A 24,577-nucleotide genomic window follows, 5' to 3' on the forward strand; every position below is an offset into this window, starting at 1 on the left:
ACTTCAACGAGAAGCCGGATATACGGACGCAAACCATTTTAGTCAAAACAGCATGTTTACTCTTGCAATAATGGGGGAGACCATATACAGGCCCTAGCTGATTTATAAATACAGCATTCTCACGTATGATTCTGCTTTTCATTTTCTCAGAGTATCCTTTTCATGTACCAAGATTTTCAAGCAGAGTTGGCGTGGGCTAGCCTTCATATGCCGCGCACTCGTAATGCCATTGCATCACTTCCCGATCTGTCGAACGTTAAACTTGCTTGCAACATGCATTTAGATTTGAAAATGGCGCCTTTGGTTGAAGGGCTACTTTCACGAGGATGCGACATTTTTCTTACCACTTGTAACCCCACTACAGTGCAAGATGACGTGGTGTCTTACCTTGTTGATAAAGGCGCAACGGCCCATGCATGGCGTGATATGAGCGAGGCTGACTGGTCTGAGTCATTCGATAAAGCGCTGGCGTGGCAGCCTACCCATTTGTGTGAAATGGGCGCTGATCTGACAACTCGACTTCACGAGAACATAAAAGCAAATAAACCAGTACCGAGCATTGTTTCGGGATTAGAAGCAACGGGCTCTGGCATTAACCGCTTAAATGGTATGGCGCCAAACTATCCAATATTTAACTGGGATGATTTGCCGGTAAAAGAAGGGCTTCACAACAGGCACATGGTGGGCTTAAGCGCATGGCAAACCTTCTTTCAAACCACTCATCTAACCCTGCATGAAAAAGTAGTAGTTGTTATTGGTTATGGTCTGGTAGGGCAGGGCGTTGCTGCCTCGGCTAAAGCGTTCGGGGCACAAGTTCAAGTTGCAGAACTTGATCCAGCAAGAGCGCTTCAAGCGAAATACGACGGCTGGCCAGTGGTTGATTTAAATGAAGCGGCTAGTCAAGCTGACGTAATTGCCACTGCAACTGGCGCGTATGGCGTGGTGAATTCGAGTCATCTAGACAACATGAAAGACGGAACATTTATTTTAAATGTAGGCCATGTAGCCCAAGAAATTGATGTGCCTTACCTTAAAAACAACGCTACTCACAGTGAGCCAATGCCTTATGTAAATGCCTATAAACTGGGCGATAAAACACTGTATCTTCTAGCCGATGGCTCTATGTTTAACTTAACTGCGGGCTATGGTGACAGCATCAATGCCTTCGACGTAACTTTGGCCGTTATGGCGGCGGGTATCGGCTATATCGTGAATGAAGGCGCAAAAAGCGAAAAAGGCTTGTACTTGCTACCAGAGGCTGCGTGGAAAAGTGCACTGTGAAGCACAGCGAGTCATAAGCGAGTGTTTATCTTTAGGTACGCTGTACAAGCTGTACAAAAGGTCTAGCCATCTCTGCTTATCTCGACATTTCTATTGAATGTTGTACAGTGAGCCCGTTTTAATAAATTCATAGTTAAGGCGGGCTGATGATCATTCCAACAGGCAATCAGCCTTGCGCCAGTGTAGGGACGAAAAAAAATGGGTAAAATAATAGGCACAAAAACACCACAGCAGGCTTTAGATAGCCTTGTCAACATGACAGGCGATCTGCGCCCCATAGAACTCTCTGAATACAAAGCCCGAATTGCCAAGGCGCAGCATTATATGCAGGAAAATGGCATTGGTGCGCTCTACTTAAACGCGGGTACTAACTTAGCGTATTTTACAGGTATGCAGTGGTACGCCAGTGAGCGTTTAGTCGGTGCGCTTTTGCCTGCAAAGGGTGACGTTGTATATCTAGCTCCTACGTTTGAAATCGACTCTTTAAACGAACGCAAATTAGTGGAAGGCAACATAATTGGCTGGCAAGAGCACGAGAGCCCATATGCGCTTGTCATAGCTATGCTAGATAAACTAAATACCGCTGGAGGCGATAAACTGGGTGTGGATGAGTCGACCCAGTTTTTTATCGTAGATGGTTTGAACAAGATGCTTGGCCAATCTTGGCAAATTATCAATGGTGCAGAGGTAACAGCACACTGTCGCATGCACAAATCTAACAATGAACTAGCGCTTATTCAACGCGCTATGGACATGACACTTGCTGTGCATAAAGCGACTGCCAGTATGCTTTATGAAGGTATTACTACTACTGAAGTTGAAGCATTTATTAACGATGCACATAAGAAAGTGGGGGCCACTGGTAACTATTTTTGCATTGTACTTTTTGGAAAAGCGACCTCGTTTCCCCACGGCGTTAAAGACCCTCAAGTACTAAAGAAGAACGACTTAGTTTTGATTGATACTGGCTGTAAGGTGCACGGCTATCTCTCTGATATCACGAGAACCTATTGTTTTGGTGAGCCAACCGATAAGCAAAGAGCATTATGGGAAAGCGAAAAACGCGCGCAGCTTGCCGCATTTAACGCTGCAAAAGTTGGTGTTTCCTGTGGCGATGTGGATAAAGCCGCGCGAGACAGCTTAGCAAAAGATGGCTTAGGGCCAGACTATAACTTACCTGGTTTGCCCCATCGAACCGGGCACGGCATTGGTATGGATATTCACGAATGGCCGTATTTGGTGAAAGACAATCCTCACCCGCTAGCATCTGGTATGTGTTTTAGTAACGAACCTATGATCGTAGTTCCTAACGAGTTCGGTATTCGCTTAGAAGATCACTTTTATATGACCGATGATGGCCCGGTGTGGTTTACTGAGCCTAGCGAATCGATTGACTCTTTGTAAGTAAACTAAAATGAAGCTGCTCTTTGCTACGAAGAGCAGCTGTAGTGCGCGACCCCGCCAGCACTGAAAAATTCAAGTGGGCGCAGCTGGTAGTACTTATTCTCTACCTCTTTTGATTGCTCATCATAAGGCGCAGTAAGTATCTTCTGAAGTTCGTGAATTGGCGTAAAGTCACCTTTCTCTGCGGCTTTATAAGCAGGCACAATTAGCCATTCGCGCCATGTGAATTTAGGGTTTGCTTTGCGCATATTCTCTGCGGTAGCAGCAATGACGTTTGTAACATCACCTTGTGTTTCGGCGTCCTTTTCAATGCGCTCACGCCACGTTTGTAGCCATGCTTCCCATTCTGTCATGACCTCTGCTTTAGGCGGGTAGTAAAAGCTTTTCGTCAAGCACGCCATATCTTCTGGTATTGACGATAGCTCTCGGAAAAACATATTGTAGTCCACGCCTGTGCGCAGCATTAATTGCAGTAGCTTAATTAGCAAGTCGTGGTCGTAGCTGGCAATGCCAAGCTTTGTTGCCCACATACTCTCCATGGCGTGTTCCATAACGCCAGAAAAACCGTCGTTGATCTCGTTAAGCTTAGAGAGTTGTTCACTGTTGCCGCCAATTAGCGGCATCAATGAGCGGCAGAACATATCGAAGTTCTTTTGCGCAGCAATGGGCTGGTTTAAAAATGAGAAGTGACGACCGCCGCCCGTCCAAGGTTGGTAGTCTGCTTCAAAAAATTCACAAAAGCCGAATGGCCCATAATCCAGCGTAAAGCCTCCTGCGGCGCAGTTATCGCTATTAAAATTGCCTTGGCAGTAACCGACGCGAACCCAACCAGAAACAAGACGCGTTAGCCGGTCTCGAAATAGTGCTGCCAGCGTTACCACTTGCTCTTCAAGCGGCGTGGTTGTGTCAATTTCACTTGAGTACTCTCGCTCAATAAGGTGCTTAACAATGGCTTCTAGCTCTTTTAACGCTTCGCTGTGTTCGTTGCAGCGAGCTCGCCTAGCAAAAAGCTCTATTTGGCCTACGCGCAAAAAGGAGGGCGCCACGCGGGTGGATATGGCCGTTATATTTTCTACCATCACTTCAGGTTCATAGGAATGAGACCCTTCGCGATACCACGGCCTGTCTACCGTGTCTGATTCAGACATAAACAAGCTCAGCGAACGTGAGGTCGGAATGCCAAGCGCATGCATGTGTTCTTGCACTAAAAATTCGCGCACGCTTGAGCGCAATACGGCGCGCCCGTCTGCGCCGCGACAATAAGGCGTGCGACCAGCACCTTTTAACTGCATTTCCCAACGCTTGCCGTTTAATACTGCTTCAACGATAGAAATTGCTCTGCCGTCGCCGTAACCGTTACCTGTTCTAAACGGGCACTGCTGTGTGTATTCCGTACCGTAAATAGAAAGTGCGTAGCCGGTTGCCCAGCCGAAGGGCTTCATTGGAGCAGGTACATCCGACATGTCCCCTGAGAATAGCTGGGTGAAATCTTTAGATGTTGCCAAGCTATCGTCTAAGCCTAATTCGGCAAACAGCGTTTCGCTATGAGCAACGTACGTCGGTGCAGTTAATGGGGTCGGAGTAACTGGCACATAGTGACCTGAAAACACTTGGCGCGGGTCATGGTCGTCACCATCGCACGTCGACTGCGAGTCTGGGGTAAGGGTATTCAGCAAAGAGTAATCTACGTACTTTGCGAATTCATCTAGTGTTTTGATACGATCTGTCACTTCCATCACCTTTTCATACTAGCCGCCCGTCACTGATCTGCCACGTGCCTTCGGGAACATAGACTTGCCGACTTACAGCGCCAAGCGCAGTAACTTTTCTTTATTGTTTGACCAAGAACAAACAATGCAAGTTACGCCCATTGTACTCTTATCTACACTTTTATGCAGGCATACAGCGCTTGTTGAATGCATAGCACCGCTTGTTCAGTGCGTAGCATTCTGCTTTACATACTGGTCACCGTTGTGGGGGCATTATATGCCACACCCGCCTAACGAATGCCTATTTGTAGCGAGTGTATTACGAATTACGTTTGGTAAGCGATTAACAAACAAAGAAGGTGGTAGATGGATAGTATCGTACTGCTTGGCAATATTATTGGTGGCTTGGGGCTTTTCTTGCTAGCCATTGGCATGATGACCGACGGGCTTAAACTAGCGGCAGGAAACGCTTTACGAACGTTACTTGCTAAGTGGAGTAAAACGCCATTTAGAGGTGTGTTGTCAGGCGCGGCGATGACCGCTTTAGTCCAGTCTTCAAGCGCGGTAACTGTAGCATCGTTAGGCTTTGTTAATGCTGGTCTTCTTAGCATGCGCCATGCACTGGGCATTGTTTACGGTGCAAACATAGGTACAACCATGACCGGGTGGCTTGTCGCCTTAGTGGGTTTTAAACTAAATATTCAAGCCGTTGCATTGCCTATGATTGGTGTAGGCATGATTCTAAAACTACTGAAACCCAACAGTCGATTAGCATCACTGGGTATTGCGATTGCTGGGTTCGGTTTGTTTTTTGTGGGGATTGACAGTTTAAAAACCGCCTTTGAAGGAATCGTGAGCACTTTCGATCTCAGTCAGTTTCAAGCCTCTGGTATTGAAGGCTTTCTGATGTATTTAGTTATTGGCTTCATTATGACAGTGCTAACTCAGTCATCTAGTGCATCCATCGCTTTAACTATTACCGCGGCGACCTCTGGAATGGTTGGCATTTATGCCGCGGGTGCAATGGTAATTGGCGCAAATATTGGCACTACGTCTACCGCTCTATTCGCCTCTATTGGTGCTACATCCAGTGCTAAGCGAGTGGCAACGGCACAGGTTATTTTTAACGTTACTTCCGCCATTGTGGCTGCCTTGGTTTTACCCCTGCTATTTGCCTTTATTAATTGGATAACCGCTGTTGCCGACTTAGAAGCTGCTCCGGGCATTACACTTGCTATCTTTCATACCTTGTTTAACCTGCTGGGAGTGGCGCTTATTTTGCCCCTAAACGACTGGCTAACAAGCTTTCTCGAGCGACGTTTTGTATCGTTAGAAGAAAAGGCGTCGAAGCCTAAGTACTTAGATAAAAACATTGCTCAAACTCCCGATTTGGCAGTGAACGCGCTCATCCTAGAATTACTATCATTATCAGACCGGTTCTTAAGCGTTTACCCCAAATTGCTTTCCCAACAAAGCAGCGAAATAACGGTTGTTGAAAACGATTTAAAGAGTGTTGAAATGCTCTGTCAGCATATTTCGCAGTTCATTGTTGAAGTAGAGCGCGAAGCCTTAAGTGAACAAACCACCGAAGCGTTGGCATCGCTTATGCGAGTAGAGCACTACATGTTATCGAACGCACAAAAAGCCGAAGCCATTTCGGCACTGAGTAGGCGTCGGGAGGTGCTCGCTCAACCAATGCTTGAAGGGCAATTTACCAACTATTTATCGGTCACCAACGAGTTCATGAAAATGGTGCGTTGGAGACAATTTGATAGCAGCGACGCGTTAAACGTTCAATTCGATTTACTTGATAAAGAGCACCACACACTGAAATCAGCGCTGGTACTGCAGGCAACGCAAGGTGATATTTCCATTAGCCAAATGACAGACGCTACCGAGTGTATGGAATTTCTTTTACAAATTGTGCACATGTGGATCAAAGTGTTTAGCCGCATTCAGCAGGTCGAGGACAGCATTACCACGGCAAATTCAACGCACGGTGATACTCAACAAAACGTGGAAGGTGATTAAAGGAGCATACTATGGCAACACTTACCTTTTTAGGCGCAGTTGAAGGGGTGACAGGGTCAATGCATTTGCTTAAGACAGCGCACAGCACCTTGTTGCTCGATTGCGGGTTATATCAAGGCAGGCGAGATGAAGAAGCAAAAAACCACGAACCCTTGCCTGTAGATGTCAGCCAGCTTGATGCGGTGATATTGTCTCATGCACACCTTGATCATTCTGGCCGTTTGCCTATTTTACTAAGAGAGGGCTATAGCGGCCCAATCTATATGACTCGGCCGACCGCCGATCTCATTGAAGTCTTGTTAAAAGATGCTGCGTCTTTACAAGAACGAGACGCAGAATGGGAAAATAAACGTCGTCAGCGTTCGGGTAAACCCCTTATCGAACCATTATATCGCAAAGAAGAAGTTGATGGCGTGTTAAAGCAGTGCATACCCATTCGCTATTACACCAAACGTAAAATAACCCAAGACGTTGAGCTTAATTTTGCTGACGCCGGGCATATTCTTGGCTCGGCGATCGTAGAGATATGTATCACTGAAAACGGTGACGTTAAAAAGTTAGTCTTTTCTGGCGATCTCGGTAATTCGCAAGCCGCGTTACTTCGCGATCCGGATATAATAAAAGAAGCGGATATCGTACTTTTAGAGTCTACCTATGGCGATCGCAACCATCGTTCAATGGAAGCCACCCTAGATGAGTTTGAACAGGTTATTTTACAAGCCAGTGAAAACGGCGGAAACATTCTTATTCCATCATTTGCGGTAGGGCGCACCCAAGAGATCATATTTCGATTAGGTGAGCTATATCAACAAGGGAAATTAGCGCAGCAGCGGGTGTTTTTAGACAGTCCAATGGCGATTGCGGTCACTGAAATTTATCACCGCTACCAAGATGTTTATAACGAAGAAGATCTCGATGCTATTTCCGATAGTGCCGAGCGCGTTCATAGCCAAAATCAGAGCTTACATTCATTGTTGCCCATATTAAGCTATACCACATCAACAGAAGAGTCGATTGCGCTTAACAAAGTGGTTAGCGGTGCCATAATCATTGCGGGCAGCGGTATGTGCAACGGTGGGCGTATTCGACACCATTTAAAACAAAATTTGTGGCGTAAACAGTCCCATGTAGTTTTTGTCGGCTTTCAGGCGATGGGGACGCCGGGACGTAAGATAATCGATGGAGCCACACATGTAAAAATGGCGGGGGAGGATATTGCCGTTCGCGCACAAATCCACACGTTAGGTGGGTTTTCAGCACACGCTAGTCAAGAACAGCTAATTGACTGGTTGTCGCACTTCAATACGCTGCCCAAGATTTACTTAATCCACGGAGAGGAAGGTGCTAAACATACATTGCAACGTGCCATTAAAGAAAAAGGATGGAATGCGTTTATTCCGCATTTCGAAGAAACAATAAGATTCTAGAGACTAGACGTAAAAAATAAAAAGCGCCCTCAAAACAGGTTGTTTACGTTTACGCGCACCTGCCAGTCGTCTGCGGTATAGCCAGCAGCAATCCACTGTTTTACATTGGCATTGCCAATAGTGTTAAGGCTTAGCGCTTAACCTTAATTTACCTTCTTCAACGGTGAGCTGCATTGGCACCGTTGAAAGCATGCTTACTGCTTTGTTCGCAGGATCTAGCCGATACACTGGATTTGAGGCCAAATAGCCGTTGATGAGCTGCATGAATTCGCCACTTACAGGGGCTAAATTACCTTTAAAGCCGCCAGCATCAATTGTGCTATCAAGAAGAGACAATGAGCGCACAAAAATCGCTTTTTCTTCACTGTCGTAATAAGGCGTGCCTTCCAAAGCTAGACTCACTTTTGCAGGGTAGTTCAACCCAAATGCACTAATACGGGCAGTGGCAATAGTGCCTAGCTGAACCACGTCTCTGCCATCTGGGCCTATGGTAGCTGTCATATCTTCCACGTCTAAATAAAGAGGAATACCAGCAAGTGACGTTTGCTTTTGCAATTTACTCACTTGGCTATCAAGCACTTGTTCTAACTCGGCATTAGATACAGTGTAAACCGCCAGTTGAGAGAGAGTAGCGCAGCCTGCAAGAATGGCAACGAAGGCAATGGAAAGTAGAATTCTCATAAAAAAGTCTCTTTTAGCAATGAGTTGTCGAATTATACAGTGCGAGCCGGAAATACTGGCGCTGCAACAACGAAGTGCCTCTATTGTACGGGCAGAGGAAAGAGATGAACAATGAAATCGTTAACTCGCTAAGACAACGGCTTATTCAGGGAGTCCATGAGTAGGGGAGAGGCGCAAAGCGTAACGCTGGAAAAAATACTTGGTTGCCGACACTTAATAAAATTGAGTGTATGACCACTGTTGGGATATGTGCAATCGAAAGAGCGTGACCATGGTGTCATTTATATCTCAAGTTGGGCAGTTTGTCGCAATCAACTTGATCAGTTTATAGCGGCTATATTAACGTAGGGCCCTCGGTTGGGGAGTAGCCTATTTCCGTTTCAAATGGAAAAGTTTGTATCAACATAATTGGTCACATTACCATGGTACAGACACCTCTTGGTTGGCGAGACCATCGATAAGTCCACGCTTAAAGGTCAGGCGTGTGGATTTGTCGTGGACTCAATTAGCCTGACCGGAGTTCTAAAACTATGAGTATCTTCGCTCTTATCTTGCTAGCCTTTGCTATGTCAACAGATGCGTTTGCCGCCGCGATAGGCAAAGGTGTCAAAATCAATCGCCCTCGTTTAAGTTTTGCCCTCAAAATTGGCCTTTTGTTCGGACTGATAGAGGCAACAACCCCATTTATAGGCTGGTTCATTGGTCGCGCGGCGTCTTCATACGTTGAAGCATGGGATCATTGGATTGCGCTAATCATTCTTTCTGGTTTAGGTATTCATATGGTACTCGAGAGCCTGAAACCTGCCGAAGAAGAGTCGACGTCTCAAAAACAATCCTTTATTTTATTGTGTATTACTGCGTTAGGCACAAGCATCGACGCAATGGCAGTGGGTGCAAGTCTCGCGCTAATTGAGGTGAATATTGCTATTGCTGCGACGTTAATTGGGATAGCCACTTTTTCGATGGTAACTATTGGCATTATGTTGGGCAGTGTTATGGGAACATTGATAGGTAAGCGAGCAGAGACATTTGGTGGCATTGTGCTTGTTTCGGTTGGTACTTGGATCTTTGTGAGTCACACGCTCTAGAGCGTGTTGATCTTTGTGGTTTGAACGTTAACCGTGCTTCTATTACCGCTATAGCCACGCACGTTGAAGCCGTTTATTAAATATCCCGATGGGTTATTTTCATCGCCAGAAAAACTTCGGCTCGCAAAGCTATCGAACATGCCGCCAGAGTTGTTTTGTCTAACAATGGTGGGCACAAAATCTAGCGCATCAATGAAGCGCGTGATCCCTTCTTTTAAGGTCAAGCATAAGCAAGATATTACGTATCTTTGGCAGGTTTTGTAGAGGTCGCGAATGTTATGTTATCTCGTTTCTTTTAGCAAGGAGGGTAAGCAGACAATAAGGTGAGATTGATGATTATTGCGAGCTGCTACAGATACATACAGGCTGTTTGTATTGATAAATGGAAATGTGCAGAGCTGTGGGTAAAAATAAACTTACTGGTCTAAACTCACCTGCGCAGCGTTTTCCTCGGTCTACTAATGCTATACACTTCGCGTTTTTATTACTCTTGCCTGCAGGCTGAACCTAAATTTTTAACTAGGACACTGAATGCGTCACACAATCCTACCTTTGCTCTTTTGTACTTTACCTTTTACCGCCATGGCCGCTGAAAGTGTTGATTCATCAAACGCTAACTCTGGCGTGAACAGCAACGAAAAAGGCGTAGAAAAAATTACGATTGAAGGGGCGGCGACGGCGAACAACAAGCCGGTAGGGACGTTTAATTCACCTATATCTAACTTAGAGTACGATCCGCGAGTCGATTTGCAATCAAGAAACATGGCAGAAGCGCAGGCTGACGTGACTATTCGCGGCGGTATATTCGAAAACACGGGTTTTCGCATAGGAAGCGCAACGCTGATCGACCCGCAAACGGGGCACTATTTCGCCGAGATTCCTATTGCGCCAGAAATGTTGACGAAGCCGAGTATTTTCACGGGCGTCGATAACGCGCTTTACGGCGTAAATAGCTCCGTAGGTACCGTGTCTTATGGCTGGCGTCCCATCCAAACAGCAGGCAGTGTGTCAGTGGGAATAGGTAATAACAACTTCAATTTGCAGCGTGTACACGGTGCAGTAAAGCACGCGCTTAGTGATTTACCCGGTTGGTCTGTTGGGATTGAAGGGGAGTATTCTCGCTCTGAAAGTGATGGCACTATTGCTAATGGCGATCATAATTTCGAACGCGCGTCAGGGCGTATTCAGCTGGCAAGTAATGACTCACAAACCGACGTGTTTTATGGCTTTCAGCAAAAATTTTTTGGCTGGCCTAACTTGTACACGCCTTTTAATGTAAACGAGACAGAAGACATTCAAACCCGTTTGGTCATGCTAAATCACAAACAGCGCTACGGCGAAGAGAGCATGAAAAATACCTTTGAGGTCTCTGCTTACTACAGAGAGAATGACGACCATTACGTATTCTCACGTGAAAATCCTGAAGCGTTTCAGGCGTTTCATGAAACCCAAGTGAAGTCATTGGCATTTTCCGGTACTCATAATGTTTCGCAAGAATTCGGTATTAACTACGCAGCACAGCTTACTGCAGACGACATCACGTCAACCACACTAGAGAACAATTTCACCTCTCGCGACTACTACAAAATAAGCCTAGTGCCCGAGTATCGAACTCAGTTGAACAGCAATGAATCGCTTACCGTTCGTTTAGGTGGGGCGTTTGACGATACAAATCGCGACGACGACCGACTGTCTTTTGTGGGCGATATTAGCTGGCTGACCCAAACAGGTAATAATGCCTCGCGTACACTCTATCTTTCGTATGCAGAGGCGACGCAGGTGGCTGGCTACACTGCTGTAGGCGGCAGCACCACAAGCGGTCTGTTTAGAAGTAACAATCAGTTACAGCGAGAAGTCAGCAAAAACCTAGAGTTTGGGGCGTCATTTGATAAAACGTCTTTCAAAGTTGATACCGCTGTATTCTATCGCTGGGATAACGAGCTGACAGATTGGACATATAGCTTCGACGCTACTTCAGCACGCAGTGCAAACCCCGTTGATATCGAAACCCTGGGTGTTGAGGTAATTGCCATTAAACGCTTTGATAGCGCAGATGTAGTTGCCAGCTATACCTATTTAGATAAGTCTGAAGACTACCGAATTGACGAGGTAGACGCGAGCTTTTACGCGCTTAACTATCCGCCGCATCGCGCAACCCTAGGGGTAGTGTGGTTTGCAACTGATACGATTGAAATTCGCGTGGATAATGAATGGAGAAAACAAGAAAACAATGCCCTTAGAAAAGGGAGTGACTCTGCATTCTTTTCTCATGTCGCCCTCACGTATTCACCGGCGCAGATTGAAGGGTTAAATCTGGTGTTGGCAGTCGATAATTTGTGGGATGAACGCTTTGAAGAAATCCCCGGGACACCGGGCCGTGGCGATCAATATTCTGCCACCGTAACCTATTTTTGGTAAGGACGGCGCAATGATAGCTAATTCTCCTCATACCTTGGACGATTTTGCTGGACGTTGGACGCTGACGCGCAAAATCATCCAGCGAAATGGCGATGTGTTCGCCTTTATGGGCGAGGCTGAATTTAGCTGGCTGGAAGGCAGTGAGCACGAAGAAAGTCGCGCGTTAGCGTATTTTGAAAATGGTGAGGTTACTGCGCCAAACGGCCACGTAATGCCTGCCGAGCGTCGCTATTTCTGGCAGCAGCTTCAAACGGGTTTATTTGAGGTGTTATTCGACGATAAGCGCTATTTTCACTCATTTAGCGCTACTAACCCAAACGCTGAGCACTTATGTGGTGACGATAACTATGTGGTGCGTTATGACTTCAGTACGTGGCCTGTATGGCGCTCAACATGGAAGGTCATTGGACCTCGCAAAGACTACACCATGATAAGTAAGTATAGCCCTGCGTAGTGGACGCTCTCTTAAGGCTTAGGGGCGTTCCTGTTTTTTGGAGTATTGATGAGACATCCAAAGCGCTAAAGCGATGATGGCGCCGCCAAGAAACAACCGAGAGAAGTCTGTGTCTTTTTGCCAAAGCAGTAAATTAACCACAAGACCTGCTGGAATAAGCGCGTTATTCATAATGGCTAACGTACCACCAGACACTTTTAGTGCACCTTGATTCCAAAAATAATACCCAAGCCCTGACGCCACAATACCCAACCATAGCAACACGCCCCATTGTTCAGGGTTTTGTGGCAGCTGACTCGTGTTGCCGAATAGGGAGAACGCAGGTAGAGCAACGGCCAATGCACCTAAATAAAACCACGCGAATACGTTGTGATAGGGCATTTGGGTTTCAAACGTTGAAGTCAGCTTTTTATAACCCACTTGTCCCAAAGCAAAACAAAGGTTAGCACCTTGAACAATAGCAAAACCAAACCAGAAATTTTCACTAACACCATTGAAGCGAATTATTGCTGCACCTGCGGTGGCGATAAGTGCACACAATAAATAAAACGGGGTAAACCGCTTAAACAGGGCGTCATTTAAAATGGCTACATAAAGCGGCGTGAATATGGTGAAAAGTAGCACTTCTGGTACAGTTAAAAACAAAAACGCGTGGTAAAAGAAGATGTACATCAACCCTAACTGCACAGCGCCTAAGCTTGCCAGAATCGCTTTTAGTTTAGTGCTCAATAGAGCCGGCTTTAGAAAAGGAAGGAAAACTACGGTGGCGAGCACGATCCGTGTTAACACTGCAAAATAACTATCGACCGAACCTGCCAAGAACTCGCCTATGAGCGAAAAGGAAAATGCCCATAGGACAGTAACGGCTATTAAATAAATCACACGCTGCACTTCTTTGAAAGATTAACCGCGCCGTAAAATAGGTTATCGCCGCTTTTATATCAACAGTTAGCTTCTTCATTGCCGATAATTTTAGTGAATAGAAGGATGCCCGGAGTTTATTATTCCAACGGTGTTCTCATTACCTTTTCTTCTGCCATACCTTCACCCTGTTAACATAAACCTAGCCCCTCTCAATACGTGTTTCAGACGTATTTCTTATCACGGGAGCTTCGCAATCGTTAGGAATAGTGCAGCCATGACTTTCTTGAGAAAGAGAATGGCCTATTAATGTTGGATACAGCCACGCACCAAAGCAAGCGCCAAATATTGGTGCAAAAATAGGAATAATGAAGTACGGGATATCCTTTGCACCGGAAAGTGAATACTCCCATCCTGCGAAATAGGTAAAGAGTCGCGGTCCAAAATCCCTTGCGGGATTCATAGCAAATCCGGTCAATGGCCCTAAAGAAGCGCCGATAACGGCGATTAGAAGACCCACGAGGAGTGGATTCATAGCTCCTCGCGGAGCGCCGTTTTTTTCGTCCCCTAACGCCAATATTGCGAACATTAAAACTGCTGTGATAACGAATTCAACACTGAAGGCACCCCAGAATGAAAGTGCTTCGTGAGGATACGTTGCGAAAATGCCCGCAGTAGCGAGTGCCCCTATGCTTTCTCTTGATAGGTTGTGCGCAAGTTCATAGTCAACAAAAAGTTGATAATATAGGCTGTAGATAAGAGCTGCAGAACAAAATGCTCCCAAAAACTGGGACGCTATGTAGGGCGCGACTTTGTGTTTTTCAAAACCGTGGAACATTGCGAGTGCTATGGTCACCGCGGGGTTGATGTGGGCACCCGAAACGCCAGCAGTACAATAGATGGCAATGGACACGCCCACGCCCCAAAGAATACTCATTTCCCACTGGCCGAAGGAAGCACCTGTTAATACCAATGCTGCCACTGCGCCAACGCCGAAGAATATTAGAATGCCTGTGCCTACAAATTCAGCAATACACTGCCGGACAAGTGTTGGTTCCGAGAGAGGTAACATATGATTTCCTTTTTATTATAACCCGTACAGTGCATGAGTAGAAAAAAGAGGACAAAGTTACGTGCTAGCAAATGTAGGCGAATACCGCTTCTAATGAGCGCGATTATATCATTACGCTAAATAACTCATTTGTCGTAAGTCGTTTTTCTAAACTGCTTCCAATGTACAATTAAGAGAAAATCATCATAAAACGAACATAAACGAACTGCAAATGATCAAAATCGAATATTAGTGGCTTTTTGTATATGTTATTGCGTAAAGGTAGGGGCGTATAAATACACTTCTTAGTGGAGTATAGATATCTCCGAATTACCATTGTTGCTTTTGGCGTCGCAATCACCTTTTAACTCACCCGCCTCTTCAACTAATGCCGTCATGGCATCAATAATATCTAGGAAACTCGACAGTTGTTCTGGCGTTAGGCCGTTAGATAAGTGCTCGATCTTATTAATAAGCTGTTTAGTAGGTAAGCGCATAGCGTCAAAATCTCGTTGTTTACGTGTTTAAATTTCGTTTCTTTTAAATGTCTTTCAAGTTGCTTGCCAAGATGCGAATTATTGCGTTCAAAAACCTTGTTAATAGATGGCAATTTATGTCGCTGCGCAATGTTAGGTGACAGATGACTCATCAACGGATTCTTATTGCTTCAATGCGCGTCCAGTGTCATTGTAGAAATTCAGTTTTTTTACCCGTTATAAAAAAAGGATGAAGGCAATGACAGATACAAAAAGAAGACAATTTTTAGCAACCGCAGGAGCGCTAGCTTCACTATCTGCATTGCCGGCTTCTGCACAGGCAAACCCCCGTGCTAGCGCTGAGTTACCACCTATCCTTCACATGGTTTACTTCTGGCTAAAAGACCCAGCGTCGACAGAAGATAAGCAAAAGCTTATTGACGGTTTACAATCGTTGCGCGCCATTCCACAGGTTCACTCGCTCCACATTGGCGTGCCTGCGAATACACTCAAGCGGGATGTTATCGATAATTCCTTTGACGTCTCTGAGCTTATGTTTTTTGAAAGCGTTGAAGCACAAGATGAGTATCAGCTTCATCCTATCCATAAAAAATTCATAGAAGACTGCGCTCACTTATGGCGCGAGGTAGTGGTACGCGATTCCATATCGGTTTAACTATCCGTAATTCCCAAAATAATATATCTGTCGATGTTATACGGAGTCTTTAAGCGTGCTGAAACAAGCCCTTAGTTTCGCGATTTAAAATGCGTGATATGATGTCAGTAAAGACATGATAAACAACAATTTGAGCGCTTTAAGAAGGACCAAGAAAATGCCACATATACGCGCAAGAGGTATTCAGCAAACTGTATTAGAGAAAGTCGCAGTGGATATTGTTGAGCAGTTTGCGAAGCTCACTGATACCCCCAACGATCACTTCACGGTAGAGCATATTGCGAGTCAGTTTGTTGCGGCTGGTGGAGCCTCATCAGGCTATCCTTTCATAGAAGTGTTGTGGTTTGATCGCGGGCAAGATTCCAAAACTGCGGTAGCTAACCTTATCGATGAAGCGCTTCGTCCGTTCGTAGGAAAACATACGGACATTACCGTACTTTTTGAAGACCTAAACGGCAAAGATTATTACGAGAATCGCGAGCACTTTTAGGGCGTGTGCTCAATACTTAACGTGTTGAGCAAAGGCCTCTGGTAGCAGGTTGAACGAAATAATACGCTTTAAATTGTTCAAGTCTTATTATCAGTGTCGCCCGAGACAAATATTGACAGAGACAGACATGAACAACGTTAAAATTATAGGTGCCGGCATGACGAAGTTTGTTAAGCCAGGTAGCCAGTTACCCTATCGTATTATGGCTTCGAATGCCGTGGAATCAGCCCTTAAAGATGCAGATATTGATAAAAAGCATATTCAGCAAGTTTTCGCATCTTATATCTATGGTGACAGCACCTGTGGCCAACACGCTTTTTACGACGTGGCACAGCTTGGCGTGCCAGTTGTCAATGTAAATAATAATTGTGCAAGTGGAGCCAGTGCTATTTATCTTGCCCGACAAGCAATTCTTTCCGGAGAGGTCGACTGCGCTGTAGCTTTTGGTTTTGAGGAGATGCAGCCGGGAGCTTTGGGCAGTCATTGGCAGGACAGAGAAAGTCCGTTTGACCGTTTCACGCCTGTTTATGATGAGTTTGATGTGCCTCCAGCTCCTATCGCGTTGAGAGCGTTCGGTTCAGCTGGCAAGCACTACATGGAAAAATTCGGTGTAAGCCCAAACCTTTTTGCTGAAGTTTCGGTTAAGTCTCGACAGCACGCTATCAACAACCCTTTTTCTTTGTTTACTTCTCCACTTAGCGTGCAAGAAGTGCTAACAGACAAGGTGATTTTCGATAGCTATTTAACGCGAACAATGGCTTGTCCACCTACCTGTGGCGCTGCAGCAGTTGTGTTGTGTAGTGAAACATTTACCAAGAAACACGGCATAACAAATGCGGTGTCTATTCTTGGACAAGGAATGGCTACGGACACTATTGATTCTTGGCGTGACCCCATTTCAGCGGTGGGGAGTGAGATGACAAAAATAGCATCTCACAAGGCATACGAGGCTGCAGCGGTCTCTCCAAACGATATAGATGTAATAGAGCTGCACGATTGCTTCACAACGAATGAGATTATCACTTATGAAGCACTTGGGTTGTGCCTTGAAGGTGAAGCTGAAAAGCTCGTCATTGACCGAGACAATACCTATGGTGGTAAATACGTTGTTGGACCGTCAGGTGGTTTGATGTCAAAAGGCCATCCCATCGGGGCGACGGGTATAGCGCAGTGTGTTGAACTATCGTGGCATTTAACTAACAGAGCAGGGCAGAGACAGGTAGAAAATGCAAAGCTTGCTCTGGCGCATAACATAGGTCTGGGGGGCGCGGCGGTAGTGACTATCCTTGGCGCCGACTAGCTTACAATACATGCCCAGCAGCAAAATGTAGCCGAACCGTGTTTGGGCTAGACGGGCTCGTTGAGCTAAAAAGAAGCTTTCGCTCAATCACAGATTCGGTGTGCCTTACTCGGTATTTGGCGAAGTTGGGAAGGTGATCATTACGTGTAGCTGGTCACCTTCGTAATTGACGTTAAATGTTCCATTCAGCGCTTCTACCAGTGCGTTCACAATCGCTAATCCAAGCCCGTTTCCTTGTGAATGACTTTCACGCCAAAATCGTCTTGTCATGTACGCTAGCGTTTCAGTATTAAGCGTTGCATGATTGGAAACGCGAATAACAAACTCGTTGTCGTCTTCTTCAATGACTATTGAAATCGGCATTCCTTTAACACCATGTTGACGGGCGTTATCTATTAGATTTTTCATGACAATAGTGAATGCGAATACGGGGATGTGTGATAGTCGTTTTGAAACATTGGTATGAACCTGAATGTCGTTGTTTTCACAGCCTAACTCTGTCAGCAGGTTGCTAAGTTCTTTAGACAGTTCCCACGGTTGCACATGCTGCTCAATTGGCGCTTTGTCTACTCTTGCCAGCAACAGCAAGTTTTCTAATAAGCTTTGCAAGCGACGTGCACTAAATAAACTCTTCTCAATGGCACGCTGTTGCGTTTCTCCTTGCGTGACTTTTGCTACCTGTAGTTGACTAATAATGCCCGTCAAAGGTGTTCTTAATTCATGAGCAGCGTTATCGGTAAACGCTTTTTCCCTTTCAATAGCGTTTTCAAGCTTGGTGAACAACTGATTCTGGCTATCAATTAGGGGAGTAATTTCTTGCAGGTTATGCCTTAACCGAATTGGATTTAAATCGTTTGGTGAGCGATTGGTGATGGCGTCTTTTAGTCGCTGAAGCGGCCTCAACTCTCTTCCTAAGGCAAACCAGATCACAAGCAGCGAAACCACGAGGGAAATGAGTGTTGGAAGGGCGCTGACGATTACCATCTGGACAAATATTGCATGTCGCTCAGAAAGCTTTTCAGCGATAGAAATGGTGTGCTTTTCTGTTTTTAAAGAAAATACCCGCCACTCGATGTTTTCAACAATAACGGTATCAAGTCCCGATGGTAGCGTATCAGGTAGTGTTAGCTCTTGAGGGTGGCTATTAGCAATAATTTCACCATTTAACGCGCTTATCTTACAGGCAAGGCCTTTTAAGGTGCCCGCATCGTTGAACGTACCGTTTGGGGAAAGCCCCAAGTTGCCCACTGAATTTTGGTCGGACAGCATAAGGTTATTCATCATTCTTGCTGTGGAGGCAAGGCGGCTATCCATGGCTTGGTTTATCTCGCTTTTCAGCTGGGTAATAGAGAAATAACTGGCTGTTAGCCACAAGACAAAAAATACAGGAGCAATAATTGCGATGAGCTTTAGTCGAAGACTCATGTTTCTTATTCCTGCTGATGAGCGAGGCGGTAGCCCAGACCACGTTCCGTGATAATGATATGTTTACCTACTTTTTTTCTAAGATTAAACAAATGCACGTTTAAGGCGTTGCTATTCACATCATCGTTGACGCCATATAAGTAGTCTTTAAGCTGTGCTTCACTTAAAATTCTGCCTGGGTTTGATAAGAATAAATACAGAAGTTTCAGTTCACATGCAGATAAGGATAACTGTTCGCCGCGCACTTCTACGCGTTTGGCTTTAGCATCAAACGTAAGCTCTTCAAACTTCAATATCTCGTGTAAATGCTGATCTTGTCTTCTCGTTACGCTGTAAATTCTCGCAATTAACTCTTCAAAGTCAAAAGGCTTTGTCACGTAGTCATCTGCGCCTTTGTTGAGCCCCGTCACCTTATCTTCAATGGCATCTCTTGCCGTTAAAAGAATGATTGCCATTGGCAGCTTTTTCTTCCTGACTAACGATAACAATTCCAGTCCGCTTCCATCGGGTAGTGCGATATCTAACAAGCACACGTCAAACTGGTTGATTGATACATAGTGCTTAGCCTCACTTAACGTGACGGCGTGGGTGACTTGCATGAGTTTGCTTTGAAGGTAAACACATACTGCGTCTGCAATAACGAGGTCGTCTTCAACGAGAAGAATATTCATAGTTTTTCACAAAGCGGTTTGATGCGTAGAAGCTAATGGGTGAACATTAATATTAAATTAATCTTTGGTAATTAGTTTACCAGCTCAAACTTACTAAGTGCATTTAACGTGAATACGATCAATTTAGGCCCTTTCGCTATGATGACCAGCACCGCATTAATTATTGCGGGTGTAATTATTTTCTGGAGCCTTGTCGGCTATTTGGCAAGAGCCAGTAAGCAGAAGAACGAAGTTACTGACACTATATTCTGGTCTATCGCAGCAGGGCTAGTTGTGGCACGTTTAATCTTCGTCATAGATTTGTGGGAGATTTATCAAAAAGACTGGCTTTCCGTACTCAATATTAGAGATGGTGGTTTCAATAGCTATTCTGGATGGTTTGCGGGCCTAACGGTTCTTTTGGTTAGAGCAAAAAAGCATCGTCAGCTTATGTCGTTTTATCTTAAATCTGGGGCTATCACCGCGGCTGCGTTGTTTCCACTAGTTGTAATTCAAACCTTATATAATACCTCTCCTAGTCCGCTAAATATCAATGCTCAGACTTCAAGTGGCGAGTATCAATCACTAGAGCTAAATATCGGTAAACCTGTCGTCATCAACTTTTGGGCTTCATGGTGCCCTCCGTGTCGCCGCGAAATGCCCGTTTTAGCGCGGGCACAACAAACGCAGTCAGACGTAAAATTTATTTTTATCAATCAAAGCGAAGCGCCCACGAAAGCAGAACGCTTCTTAATGAGCCAAGGTGTTGACCTTGAAAATACTTACTTTGATTTTGCAGGCAATATCTCAAAAAGCTTTGGCGCATATGGCCTGCCAACTACGTTATTTTTCAATGCAAAAGGCGAGTTAGTTGACCGCCACATGGGGGAGCTGTCTGAGGCTAGCCTTCAGCATTACCTCCGTCCTCTTCTCAAGTAAATTAAGTACCTCAAGGAATAAGAATGCTAAAAGTAGTCTCTTGGATGTTAGCTTTCTCTAGCTCATCATTCGCCACTGATAGTGAGCTTCCAAAGCCTCTCAGCATCGTTGAAAAGCAAGGCGGAGAGGTGATAAGTCGCTTTGATGCGCCATCCCAAATGACAGGCTATGTCATTGACTTCAAAGGTAATGCAATCACGGTTTATGTCACGGAAGATGGTCAGTATATGTTGGCTGGAAAAATGTTCGACGCAAACGGACAAGATGTTGGAGCTAACGAATTAAATAACTACATAAACGGTGCGCAAAGCGAAAAAATATGGCAGCAGTTGAGTGAGTCGAGTTGGGTTTTAGATGGTAACCCTAATGCTAGTAGAGTTGTCTATGCCTTTACCGATCCGAACTGCCCTTATTGTCAAAAGTTTTGGCAGCAGGCCCGACCGTGGGTTGACGCCGGTAATGTTCAAATTCGGCATATCCTGGTCGGTATATTGAAGGCTGATAGTTATGGAAAATCTGCAGCCATTCTTAGCGCAGAAAACCCTAGTGAGATTCTTCACAACCATGAAGCTGGTCAATTAGCGCTGCTTAAGCCTTTGAATAACCCGACTCCAGAGGTGAAAAAGGAGCTTGATGACAACCACAGGCTTATGCGACGACTGAGCCTTTCCGCTACGCCTGCCATTTATTTTAGGGATGAGTCTGGTGCTGTGAAATTACAAATGGGGCTTCCGACCACAGCTCAATTAGAAACAGTGCTAGACAATTAAAGATAAAGGGAGAGACGGAATTAACAATGAGTACAAAATGTTCCCTTAAGTCAGGAGCTACATTTACTATTTATCTCAGATAAAAACCTTCAGTAATCTCATTTGAATCGTTTACGTATATTACTAATCAAAATTAAAGAGATATCCGTACATGAGAAAAGTTGTTATTGGAACCCATGATGAAGGGCTTAAAAGATTAAAGACGACAGACGTTGACGAGCCTCAAACAGTTGGAAGTAAAGAAATTAAAGTACGTGTTCATGCGAGTTCATTGAATTACCATGACCTTAGTGTTGCTAATGGCACTATTCCTACGGCGCAGAATCGTGTACCCCTGTCTGATTGCTCTGGCATCATTACTCAAGTTGGTGAGGACGTTGATGAGTTCGAGGAGGGCGATCATGTTGTGTCGACATTTTTTCCGGATTGGCTGAACGGTGAACCTAGGTGTAGCGATTTCAGTCGAACGCCTGGTGATGGCCTTGACGGATACGCAACAGAATATGTCGTTCGACCAGCCACATGGTTTACTAAAGCTCCACAAGGATGGAGCCATGCAGAGGCCGCCACAATTACAACGGCAGGGTTAACAGCGTGGAGAGCATTAGTTGTTGAGGGTAAGCTTAAAGCTGGCGACAAGGTGCTGTTGCTAGGTACTGGCGGTGTCTCAATATACGCACTTCAAATAGCCAAAGCGATGGGGGCATACGTTGCTATCACTTCCTCCTCGGATGAAAAGCTTGAAAAGGCTAAAGCCCTTGGCGCTGATTTCATCGTGAACTATAAAGCAGAACCCGAGTGGGGGAGTGCGGTTAACGCGTGGAGCGGAGAGAAAGGTGTAGACCACGTTGTGGAAGTGGGAGGGCCTGCTACCTTAGCACAGTCAATCAATGCGTGTCGTGTGAATGGAAATATTGTCCTTATTGGCGTATTGACCGGCGTGAAAGGAGATGTTCCAACAGCAGCGCTGATGGCAAAGCAGATCAATCTTAAAGGGATTATTGTTGGGAGCAGGGAGCATCAAAATGACTTCGTAAATGCCCTAGAGGCGAGCGGAATAAAGCCTGTAATTGATACAAGTTTTTCACTCGATGAACTCGCTAAAGCGTTTGAATATGAGGTTAATGGCAAACACTTCGGCAAGATTTGTATTGATATCTAAGAGTTCTGGCATTGTTTGTGACGCTATCAAAGTTAATGGTTTGCAAATCAAGTGATGCATTGATAACAAGACTTCTTTGTCAAAGCTGGATCATTGGCAGTTAGGGAGCCACTTGAATTAAATGATGATGATGGATTAAGTGTGCCAGCGGTGTTTCGCAACAGACTTCAAAAGCAAAAAGCCTTCCACACGGAAGGCTTTTTAATATCAATTATGCTCAGACTTAGACTATGTAAAAATGCTAATTTTTACTCAAACTTAACCTTCATCTGGTTGAGCTAAATGTTCCAGCCTTTCTTCAACCTAGAATATAGGTAGCGCCATACGCACAGGGCAAAAACGATAAACGCGCTGTCTATAATGAGCGAGTTCATGACTAACGAACTAGGGTAGTGAACAGCAAAGTGAGTAATGGCCAATACAACTAACAAGGCGGCGAGACAATTCAACAGCACCAAGTGAGTTTTCATAAGCACTTTTTGCATTAGTGAAGCGATAAGAATAGCTGTCAATGTTACCCAGAAAACAGGTTTTGTGGGCAGCGCCAGCGTTAACTCTAACAATGCAGCCCAAATAAATGCGATAGGCGTGCCCCACACAAAACCGAGCCAAAGCTGGTTTAAGGCATCTTGCTTAGCGCGTTTTGCCAGCCACAAATTTATGCCGGTAACAGAGATAATGGTTAACGCGAACCCCATTAATCCGAAGAATATCTTCATTGCTTCTGGACCAAAGTGGCCGAAGTGTATGCGATATACAGAAAATATCGCTTGTTGGCCAGCATCACCATCTGAATAACCGACTTTATCGATGTATTGTCCACTGGCATCAAAGCGGTATTGTTCTGAATAAATGAGCTTATCCAAGTGCTGAGAGCCGAGCAAAATATACTGATTGTCTTTGGTCGCGTTTTCCAAAGTAACAAAAATGGGCTGGGTATTGGGCTCCATTTTCATTATGTCGGTCAGCGCTTTTTCTATATTCGCAATGGCTGGCTGATGTTCAAGCTGAATTGATGAACCATAAATGTCGGCAAACAGATCAAGCTTGTTTCCTTCATATAAGGTATCGGCATAAATGGACGTTAAAAACGATGCTAAACCAAAATAAACGCCGGTTAGTGCAATCATCAAGTGAAAAGGCAAGCCCCACACGCTCATTCTATTGTGTAAGTCGCCTTGTGTAAGTTGCTCGTTGTTACCTGTTCGCAAGCGAAAGGCATCTTTAAAAATACGTCTGTGAGCAACAATGCCAGAGATAATCAATGCACTCAAAATAGCACCCAATACACTGACGGCCATCATTCCGATGTCTTCTGGCAAATGAAGAGCGGTGTGTAAATCAACGATTAAATCAGTAATAGGTGTTGTGGATGGTTCACTTAATTCGCCGGTTGGAGAAATATTCCAATACTCACCGTCTGCACTAATGCGTGCGCGTGGCAAATCGTGCGTAGGCAAGCGAATGACAATGTTTCCCTGTGTTTGACCCTCTTTCATTGTGAGAAAGCGTTCATAAGCATTTTGAATGCTGCCAGGGGTGTAATCTAGATTATCTGCAATATGGGGTTGTTCCCACCGCAGAAGTTCTTGAGAGAAAACAGATAAAGTGCCTGAAAAGCACACCCAATACATCAATACACTAACGGCTAGTCCTAACCAAGCGTGACTTTTTAAGGCGCTTTTATTTGCGCTGGGAGAAATAGAAATACTCATTTTATATACTATACAAGTAGAAGTAACTTAACGCGCTAAGTACACTCAACACCCCAACCGGGCGCCATAGTTTACTGTCTGCACACAGCCAGTATGCGCCACATCCCCATAAAAGAGGCATGGTGTAAATTCCAAGTGCAATCTGATTCACTTTGCTCATGCTAAGTGCTGTTGTCCACACTACAGTAACTAACATGGCGCAAATAGCACTTAAAAACACACTGCCAAGTAGTTTTACAAGGGCGTTAAAAGCAATAGAGGTAGACGGGGTAGTCAATCCAGATGCGAACGGTAAATTGACGCGTTTTACATCTTTACTTATTCGTTGTCGGGCGAGATAAATCCAACTCCATGCTTGTAACGAGAAAGCGACCACTGCGTAACAGGTACCTAATTCAGGGCCGTACTCTGTAACCCAAAGGCTTAAACTCGCCAGCATTAACAACAATGCCGAGAGTTTAGATATACGTTTAAAGGCGATCTGTGTGCTTTGCCAAGCGCGGTAAAACAAACCTATCGCCAATGCGCTGCCTAAAAAGGCAGCGATTGACAGCAGCATAACTTAATCC

Annotated in this window: 22 protein-coding genes, 1 pseudogene and 1 riboswitch; of the genes and pseudogenes, 13 read left to right on the forward strand and 10 right to left on the reverse strand. The window is 45.0% G+C overall.

Going from position 1 to position 24,577, the window contains the following annotated elements; genetic code table 11:
* Positions 1 to 162: 162 nt before the first annotated feature.
* Entirely contained in the window at positions 163 to 1,281 is a 1,119-nt protein-coding gene (locus tag MHM99_RS17135) for an adenosylhomocysteinase (protein WP_014950659.1), read from the forward strand.
* Between the two features lie 198 nt (positions 1,282 to 1,479).
* Positions 1,480 to 2,685 (forward strand): Xaa-Pro peptidase family protein, encoded by a 1,206-nt coding sequence (locus MHM99_RS17140; protein ID WP_049588146.1) that lies wholly within the window; start codon positions 1,480 to 1,482, stop codon positions 2,683 to 2,685.
* A 26-nt stretch (positions 2,686 to 2,711) separates the two neighbouring features.
* Here the strand turns inward: MHM99_RS17140 and MHM99_RS17145 are convergent, their stop codons facing one another.
* On the reverse strand, positions 2,712 to 4,415 hold the full coding sequence (locus tag MHM99_RS17145; protein ID WP_239220218.1) for a protein adenylyltransferase SelO family protein: 1,704 nt from the start codon (positions 4,413 to 4,415) through the stop codon (positions 2,712 to 2,714).
* Between the two features lie 345 nt (positions 4,416 to 4,760).
* Between MHM99_RS17145 and MHM99_RS17150 the strand changes: the two genes are divergently transcribed.
* Entirely contained in the window at positions 4,761 to 6,425 is a 1,665-nt protein-coding gene (locus MHM99_RS17150; RefSeq protein ID WP_049588150.1) for a Na/Pi symporter, read from the forward strand.
* 11 nt (positions 6,426 to 6,436) lie between these two features.
* Positions 6,437 to 7,852, forward strand: coding sequence for an MBL fold metallo-hydrolase (locus MHM99_RS17155; protein ID WP_049588152.1), 1,416 nt, complete (start codon positions 6,437 to 6,439; stop codon positions 7,850 to 7,852).
* A gap of 123 nt (positions 7,853 to 7,975) precedes the next feature.
* On the opposite strand, the gene MHM99_RS17160 is transcribed toward MHM99_RS17155, so the two are convergent.
* The gene (locus MHM99_RS17160) at positions 7,976 to 8,533 is read right to left on the reverse strand and encodes a DUF1439 domain-containing protein (protein ID WP_049588154.1); all 558 of its coding nucleotides are present in this window, start codon (positions 8,531 to 8,533) and stop codon (positions 7,976 to 7,978) included.
* A 350-nt stretch (positions 8,534 to 8,883) separates the two neighbouring features.
* Positions 8,884 to 9,010: riboswitch (yybP-ykoY riboswitch) on the forward strand.
* 53 nt (positions 9,011 to 9,063) lie between these two features.
* On the opposite strand from MHM99_RS17160, the gene MHM99_RS17165 reads away from it, so the two are divergent.
* The gene (locus MHM99_RS17165) at positions 9,064 to 9,621 is read left to right on the forward strand and encodes a manganese efflux pump MntP family protein (protein ID WP_049588156.1); all 558 of its coding nucleotides are present in this window, start codon (positions 9,064 to 9,066) and stop codon (positions 9,619 to 9,621) included.
* Positions 9,622 to 9,629: 8 nt separating this feature from the next.
* Here the strand turns inward: MHM99_RS17165 and MHM99_RS17170 are convergent.
* Positions 9,630 to 9,833, reverse strand: a pseudogene (locus tag MHM99_RS17170) (hypothetical protein); the annotation flags it as partial.
* Positions 9,834 to 10,152: 319 nt separating this feature from the next.
* Between MHM99_RS17170 and MHM99_RS17175 the strand changes: the two are divergent.
* Complete coding sequence (locus MHM99_RS17175; protein ID WP_049588158.1) at positions 10,153 to 12,039, forward strand: TonB-dependent receptor; 1,887 nt, start codon at positions 10,153 to 10,155, stop codon at positions 12,037 to 12,039.
* Between the two features lie 10 nt (positions 12,040 to 12,049).
* Positions 12,050 to 12,493: a DUF6314 family protein gene (locus MHM99_RS17180; protein ID WP_049588160.1), complete on the forward strand. Its 444-nt coding sequence runs from the start codon at positions 12,050 to 12,052 to the stop codon at positions 12,491 to 12,493.
* Positions 12,494 to 12,511: 18 nt separating this feature from the next.
* Here the strand turns inward: MHM99_RS17180 and MHM99_RS17185 are convergent, their stop codons facing one another.
* The 3 genes from MHM99_RS17185 to MHM99_RS17195 all read right to left on the reverse strand — a co-directional run bounded on the left by MHM99_RS17185 (position 12,512) and on the right by MHM99_RS17195 (position 14,902).
* Positions 12,512 to 13,375 (reverse strand): DMT family transporter, encoded by an 864-nt coding sequence (locus tag MHM99_RS17185; protein ID WP_049588161.1) that lies wholly within the window; start codon positions 13,373 to 13,375, stop codon positions 12,512 to 12,514.
* Positions 13,376 to 13,556: 181 nt separating this feature from the next.
* Entirely contained in the window at positions 13,557 to 14,426 is an 870-nt protein-coding gene (locus MHM99_RS17190) for an MIP/aquaporin family protein (protein ID WP_049588165.1), read from the reverse strand.
* Between the two features lie 284 nt (positions 14,427 to 14,710).
* Positions 14,711 to 14,902 carry a hypothetical protein gene (locus MHM99_RS17195; RefSeq protein ID WP_014977344.1) on the reverse strand — a complete coding sequence of 64 codons (192 nt, stop codon included), beginning with the start codon at positions 14,900 to 14,902 and terminating at the stop codon, positions 14,711 to 14,713.
* Positions 14,903 to 15,140: 238 nt separating this feature from the next.
* Here MHM99_RS17195 and MHM99_RS17200 point away from each other — a divergent pair, with 238 nt between their 5' ends.
* The 3 genes from MHM99_RS17200 to MHM99_RS17210 all read left to right on the forward strand — a co-directional run bounded on the left by MHM99_RS17200 (position 15,141) and on the right by MHM99_RS17210 (position 17,347).
* On the forward strand, positions 15,141 to 15,557 hold the full coding sequence (locus MHM99_RS17200; protein WP_014977343.1) for a Dabb family protein: 417 nt from the start codon (positions 15,141 to 15,143) through the stop codon (positions 15,555 to 15,557).
* Positions 15,558 to 15,714: 157 nt separating this feature from the next.
* Entirely contained in the window at positions 15,715 to 16,047 is a 333-nt protein-coding gene (locus MHM99_RS17205; protein ID WP_014977342.1) for a DUF1904 family protein, read from the forward strand.
* Between the two features lie 127 nt (positions 16,048 to 16,174).
* Complete coding sequence (locus MHM99_RS17210; RefSeq protein WP_014977341.1) at positions 16,175 to 17,347, forward strand: beta-ketoacyl synthase N-terminal-like domain-containing protein; 1,173 nt, start codon at positions 16,175 to 16,177, stop codon at positions 17,345 to 17,347.
* A 105-nt stretch (positions 17,348 to 17,452) separates the two neighbouring features.
* Here MHM99_RS17210 and MHM99_RS17215 read toward each other — a convergent pair whose 3' ends face one another.
* Positions 17,453 to 18,772 (reverse strand): histidine kinase dimerization/phospho-acceptor domain-containing protein, encoded by a 1,320-nt coding sequence (locus MHM99_RS17215; protein ID WP_014977340.1) that lies wholly within the window; start codon positions 18,770 to 18,772, stop codon positions 17,453 to 17,455.
* Between the two features lie 5 nt (positions 18,773 to 18,777).
* A complete protein-coding gene (locus tag MHM99_RS17220; RefSeq protein ID WP_014977339.1) occupies positions 18,778 to 19,443 on the reverse strand; it encodes a response regulator transcription factor in 666 nt (221 codons plus the stop codon).
* Positions 19,444 to 19,551: 108 nt separating this feature from the next.
* Here MHM99_RS17220 and MHM99_RS21410 point away from each other — a divergent pair, with 108 nt between their 5' ends.
* The 3 genes from MHM99_RS21410 to MHM99_RS17235 all read left to right on the forward strand — a co-directional run bounded on the left by MHM99_RS21410 (position 19,552) and on the right by MHM99_RS17235 (position 22,293).
* Positions 19,552 to 20,361 carry a TlpA disulfide reductase family protein gene (locus MHM99_RS21410; RefSeq protein WP_231506568.1) on the forward strand — a complete coding sequence of 270 codons (810 nt, stop codon included), beginning with the start codon at positions 19,552 to 19,554 and terminating at the stop codon, positions 20,359 to 20,361.
* Between the two features lie 23 nt (positions 20,362 to 20,384).
* On the forward strand, positions 20,385 to 21,131 hold the full coding sequence (dsbG, locus tag MHM99_RS17230; RefSeq protein WP_014977337.1) for a thiol:disulfide interchange protein DsbG: 747 nt from the start codon (positions 20,385 to 20,387) through the stop codon (positions 21,129 to 21,131).
* 151 nt (positions 21,132 to 21,282) lie between these two features.
* Positions 21,283 to 22,293, forward strand: a complete 1,011-nt coding sequence (locus MHM99_RS17235; protein WP_014977336.1) for an NAD(P)-dependent alcohol dehydrogenase — start codon at positions 21,283 to 21,285, stop codon at positions 22,291 to 22,293.
* Between the two features lie 278 nt (positions 22,294 to 22,571).
* Here MHM99_RS17235 and MHM99_RS17240 read toward each other — a convergent pair whose 3' ends face one another.
* Positions 22,572 to 24,008, reverse strand: a complete 1,437-nt coding sequence (locus MHM99_RS17240; protein WP_049588167.1) for a PepSY-associated TM helix domain-containing protein — start codon at positions 24,006 to 24,008, stop codon at positions 22,572 to 22,574.
* Between the two features lies 1 nt (position 24,009).
* Complete coding sequence (locus tag MHM99_RS17245) at positions 24,010 to 24,567, reverse strand: hypothetical protein (protein ID WP_049588169.1); 558 nt, start codon at positions 24,565 to 24,567, stop codon at positions 24,010 to 24,012.
* Between the last annotated feature and the right edge of the window lie 10 nt (positions 24,568 to 24,577).

This window comes from Alteromonas sp. MmMcT2-2 (assembly GCF_022348305.1).
Lineage (GTDB): Bacteria > Pseudomonadota > Gammaproteobacteria > Enterobacterales > Alteromonadaceae > Alteromonas > Alteromonas macleodii.

Coding starts and splice junctions, on each gene's coding strand:
- MHM99_RS17135 (WP_014950659.1), top strand. CDS start 163: ATGTACCAAGATTTTCAAGCAGAGTTGGCGTGGGCTAGCCTTCATATG.
- MHM99_RS17140 (WP_049588146.1), top strand. CDS start 1,480: ATGGGTAAAATAATAGGCACAAAAACACCACAGCAGGCTTTAGATAGC.
- MHM99_RS17150 (WP_049588150.1), top strand. CDS start 4,761: ATGGATAGTATCGTACTGCTTGGCAATATTATTGGTGGCTTGGGGCTT.
- MHM99_RS17155 (WP_049588152.1), top strand. CDS start 6,437: ATGGCAACACTTACCTTTTTAGGCGCAGTTGAAGGGGTGACAGGGTCA.
- MHM99_RS17160 (WP_049588154.1), bottom strand. CDS start 8,533: ATGAGAATTCTACTTTCCATTGCCTTCGTTGCCATTCTTGCAGGCTGC.
- MHM99_RS17165 (WP_049588156.1), top strand. CDS start 9,064: ATGAGTATCTTCGCTCTTATCTTGCTAGCCTTTGCTATGTCAACAGAT.
- MHM99_RS17175 (WP_049588158.1), top strand. CDS start 10,153: ATGCGTCACACAATCCTACCTTTGCTCTTTTGTACTTTACCTTTTACC.
- MHM99_RS17180 (WP_049588160.1), top strand. CDS start 12,050: ATGATAGCTAATTCTCCTCATACCTTGGACGATTTTGCTGGACGTTGG.
- MHM99_RS17190 (WP_049588165.1), bottom strand. CDS start 14,426: ATGTTACCTCTCTCGGAACCAACACTTGTCCGGCAGTGTATTGCTGAA.
- MHM99_RS17195 (WP_014977344.1), bottom strand. CDS start 14,902: ATGCGCTTACCTACTAAACAGCTTATTAATAAGATCGAGCACTTATCT.
- MHM99_RS17200 (WP_014977343.1), top strand. CDS start 15,141: ATGACAGATACAAAAAGAAGACAATTTTTAGCAACCGCAGGAGCGCTA.
- MHM99_RS17205 (WP_014977342.1), top strand. CDS start 15,715: ATGCCACATATACGCGCAAGAGGTATTCAGCAAACTGTATTAGAGAAA.
- MHM99_RS17210 (WP_014977341.1), top strand. CDS start 16,175: ATGAACAACGTTAAAATTATAGGTGCCGGCATGACGAAGTTTGTTAAG.
- MHM99_RS17215 (WP_014977340.1), bottom strand. CDS start 18,772: ATGAGTCTTCGACTAAAGCTCATCGCAATTATTGCTCCTGTATTTTTT.
- MHM99_RS17220 (WP_014977339.1), bottom strand. CDS start 19,443: ATGAATATTCTTCTCGTTGAAGACGACCTCGTTATTGCAGACGCAGTA.
- dsbG (WP_014977337.1), top strand. CDS start 20,385: ATGCTAAAAGTAGTCTCTTGGATGTTAGCTTTCTCTAGCTCATCATTC.
- MHM99_RS17235 (WP_014977336.1), top strand. CDS start 21,283: ATGAGAAAAGTTGTTATTGGAACCCATGATGAAGGGCTTAAAAGATTA.
- MHM99_RS17240 (WP_049588167.1), bottom strand. CDS start 24,008: ATGAGTATTTCTATTTCTCCCAGCGCAAATAAAAGCGCCTTAAAAAGT.
- MHM99_RS17245 (WP_049588169.1), bottom strand. CDS start 24,567: ATGCTGCTGTCAATCGCTGCCTTTTTAGGCAGCGCATTGGCGATAGGT.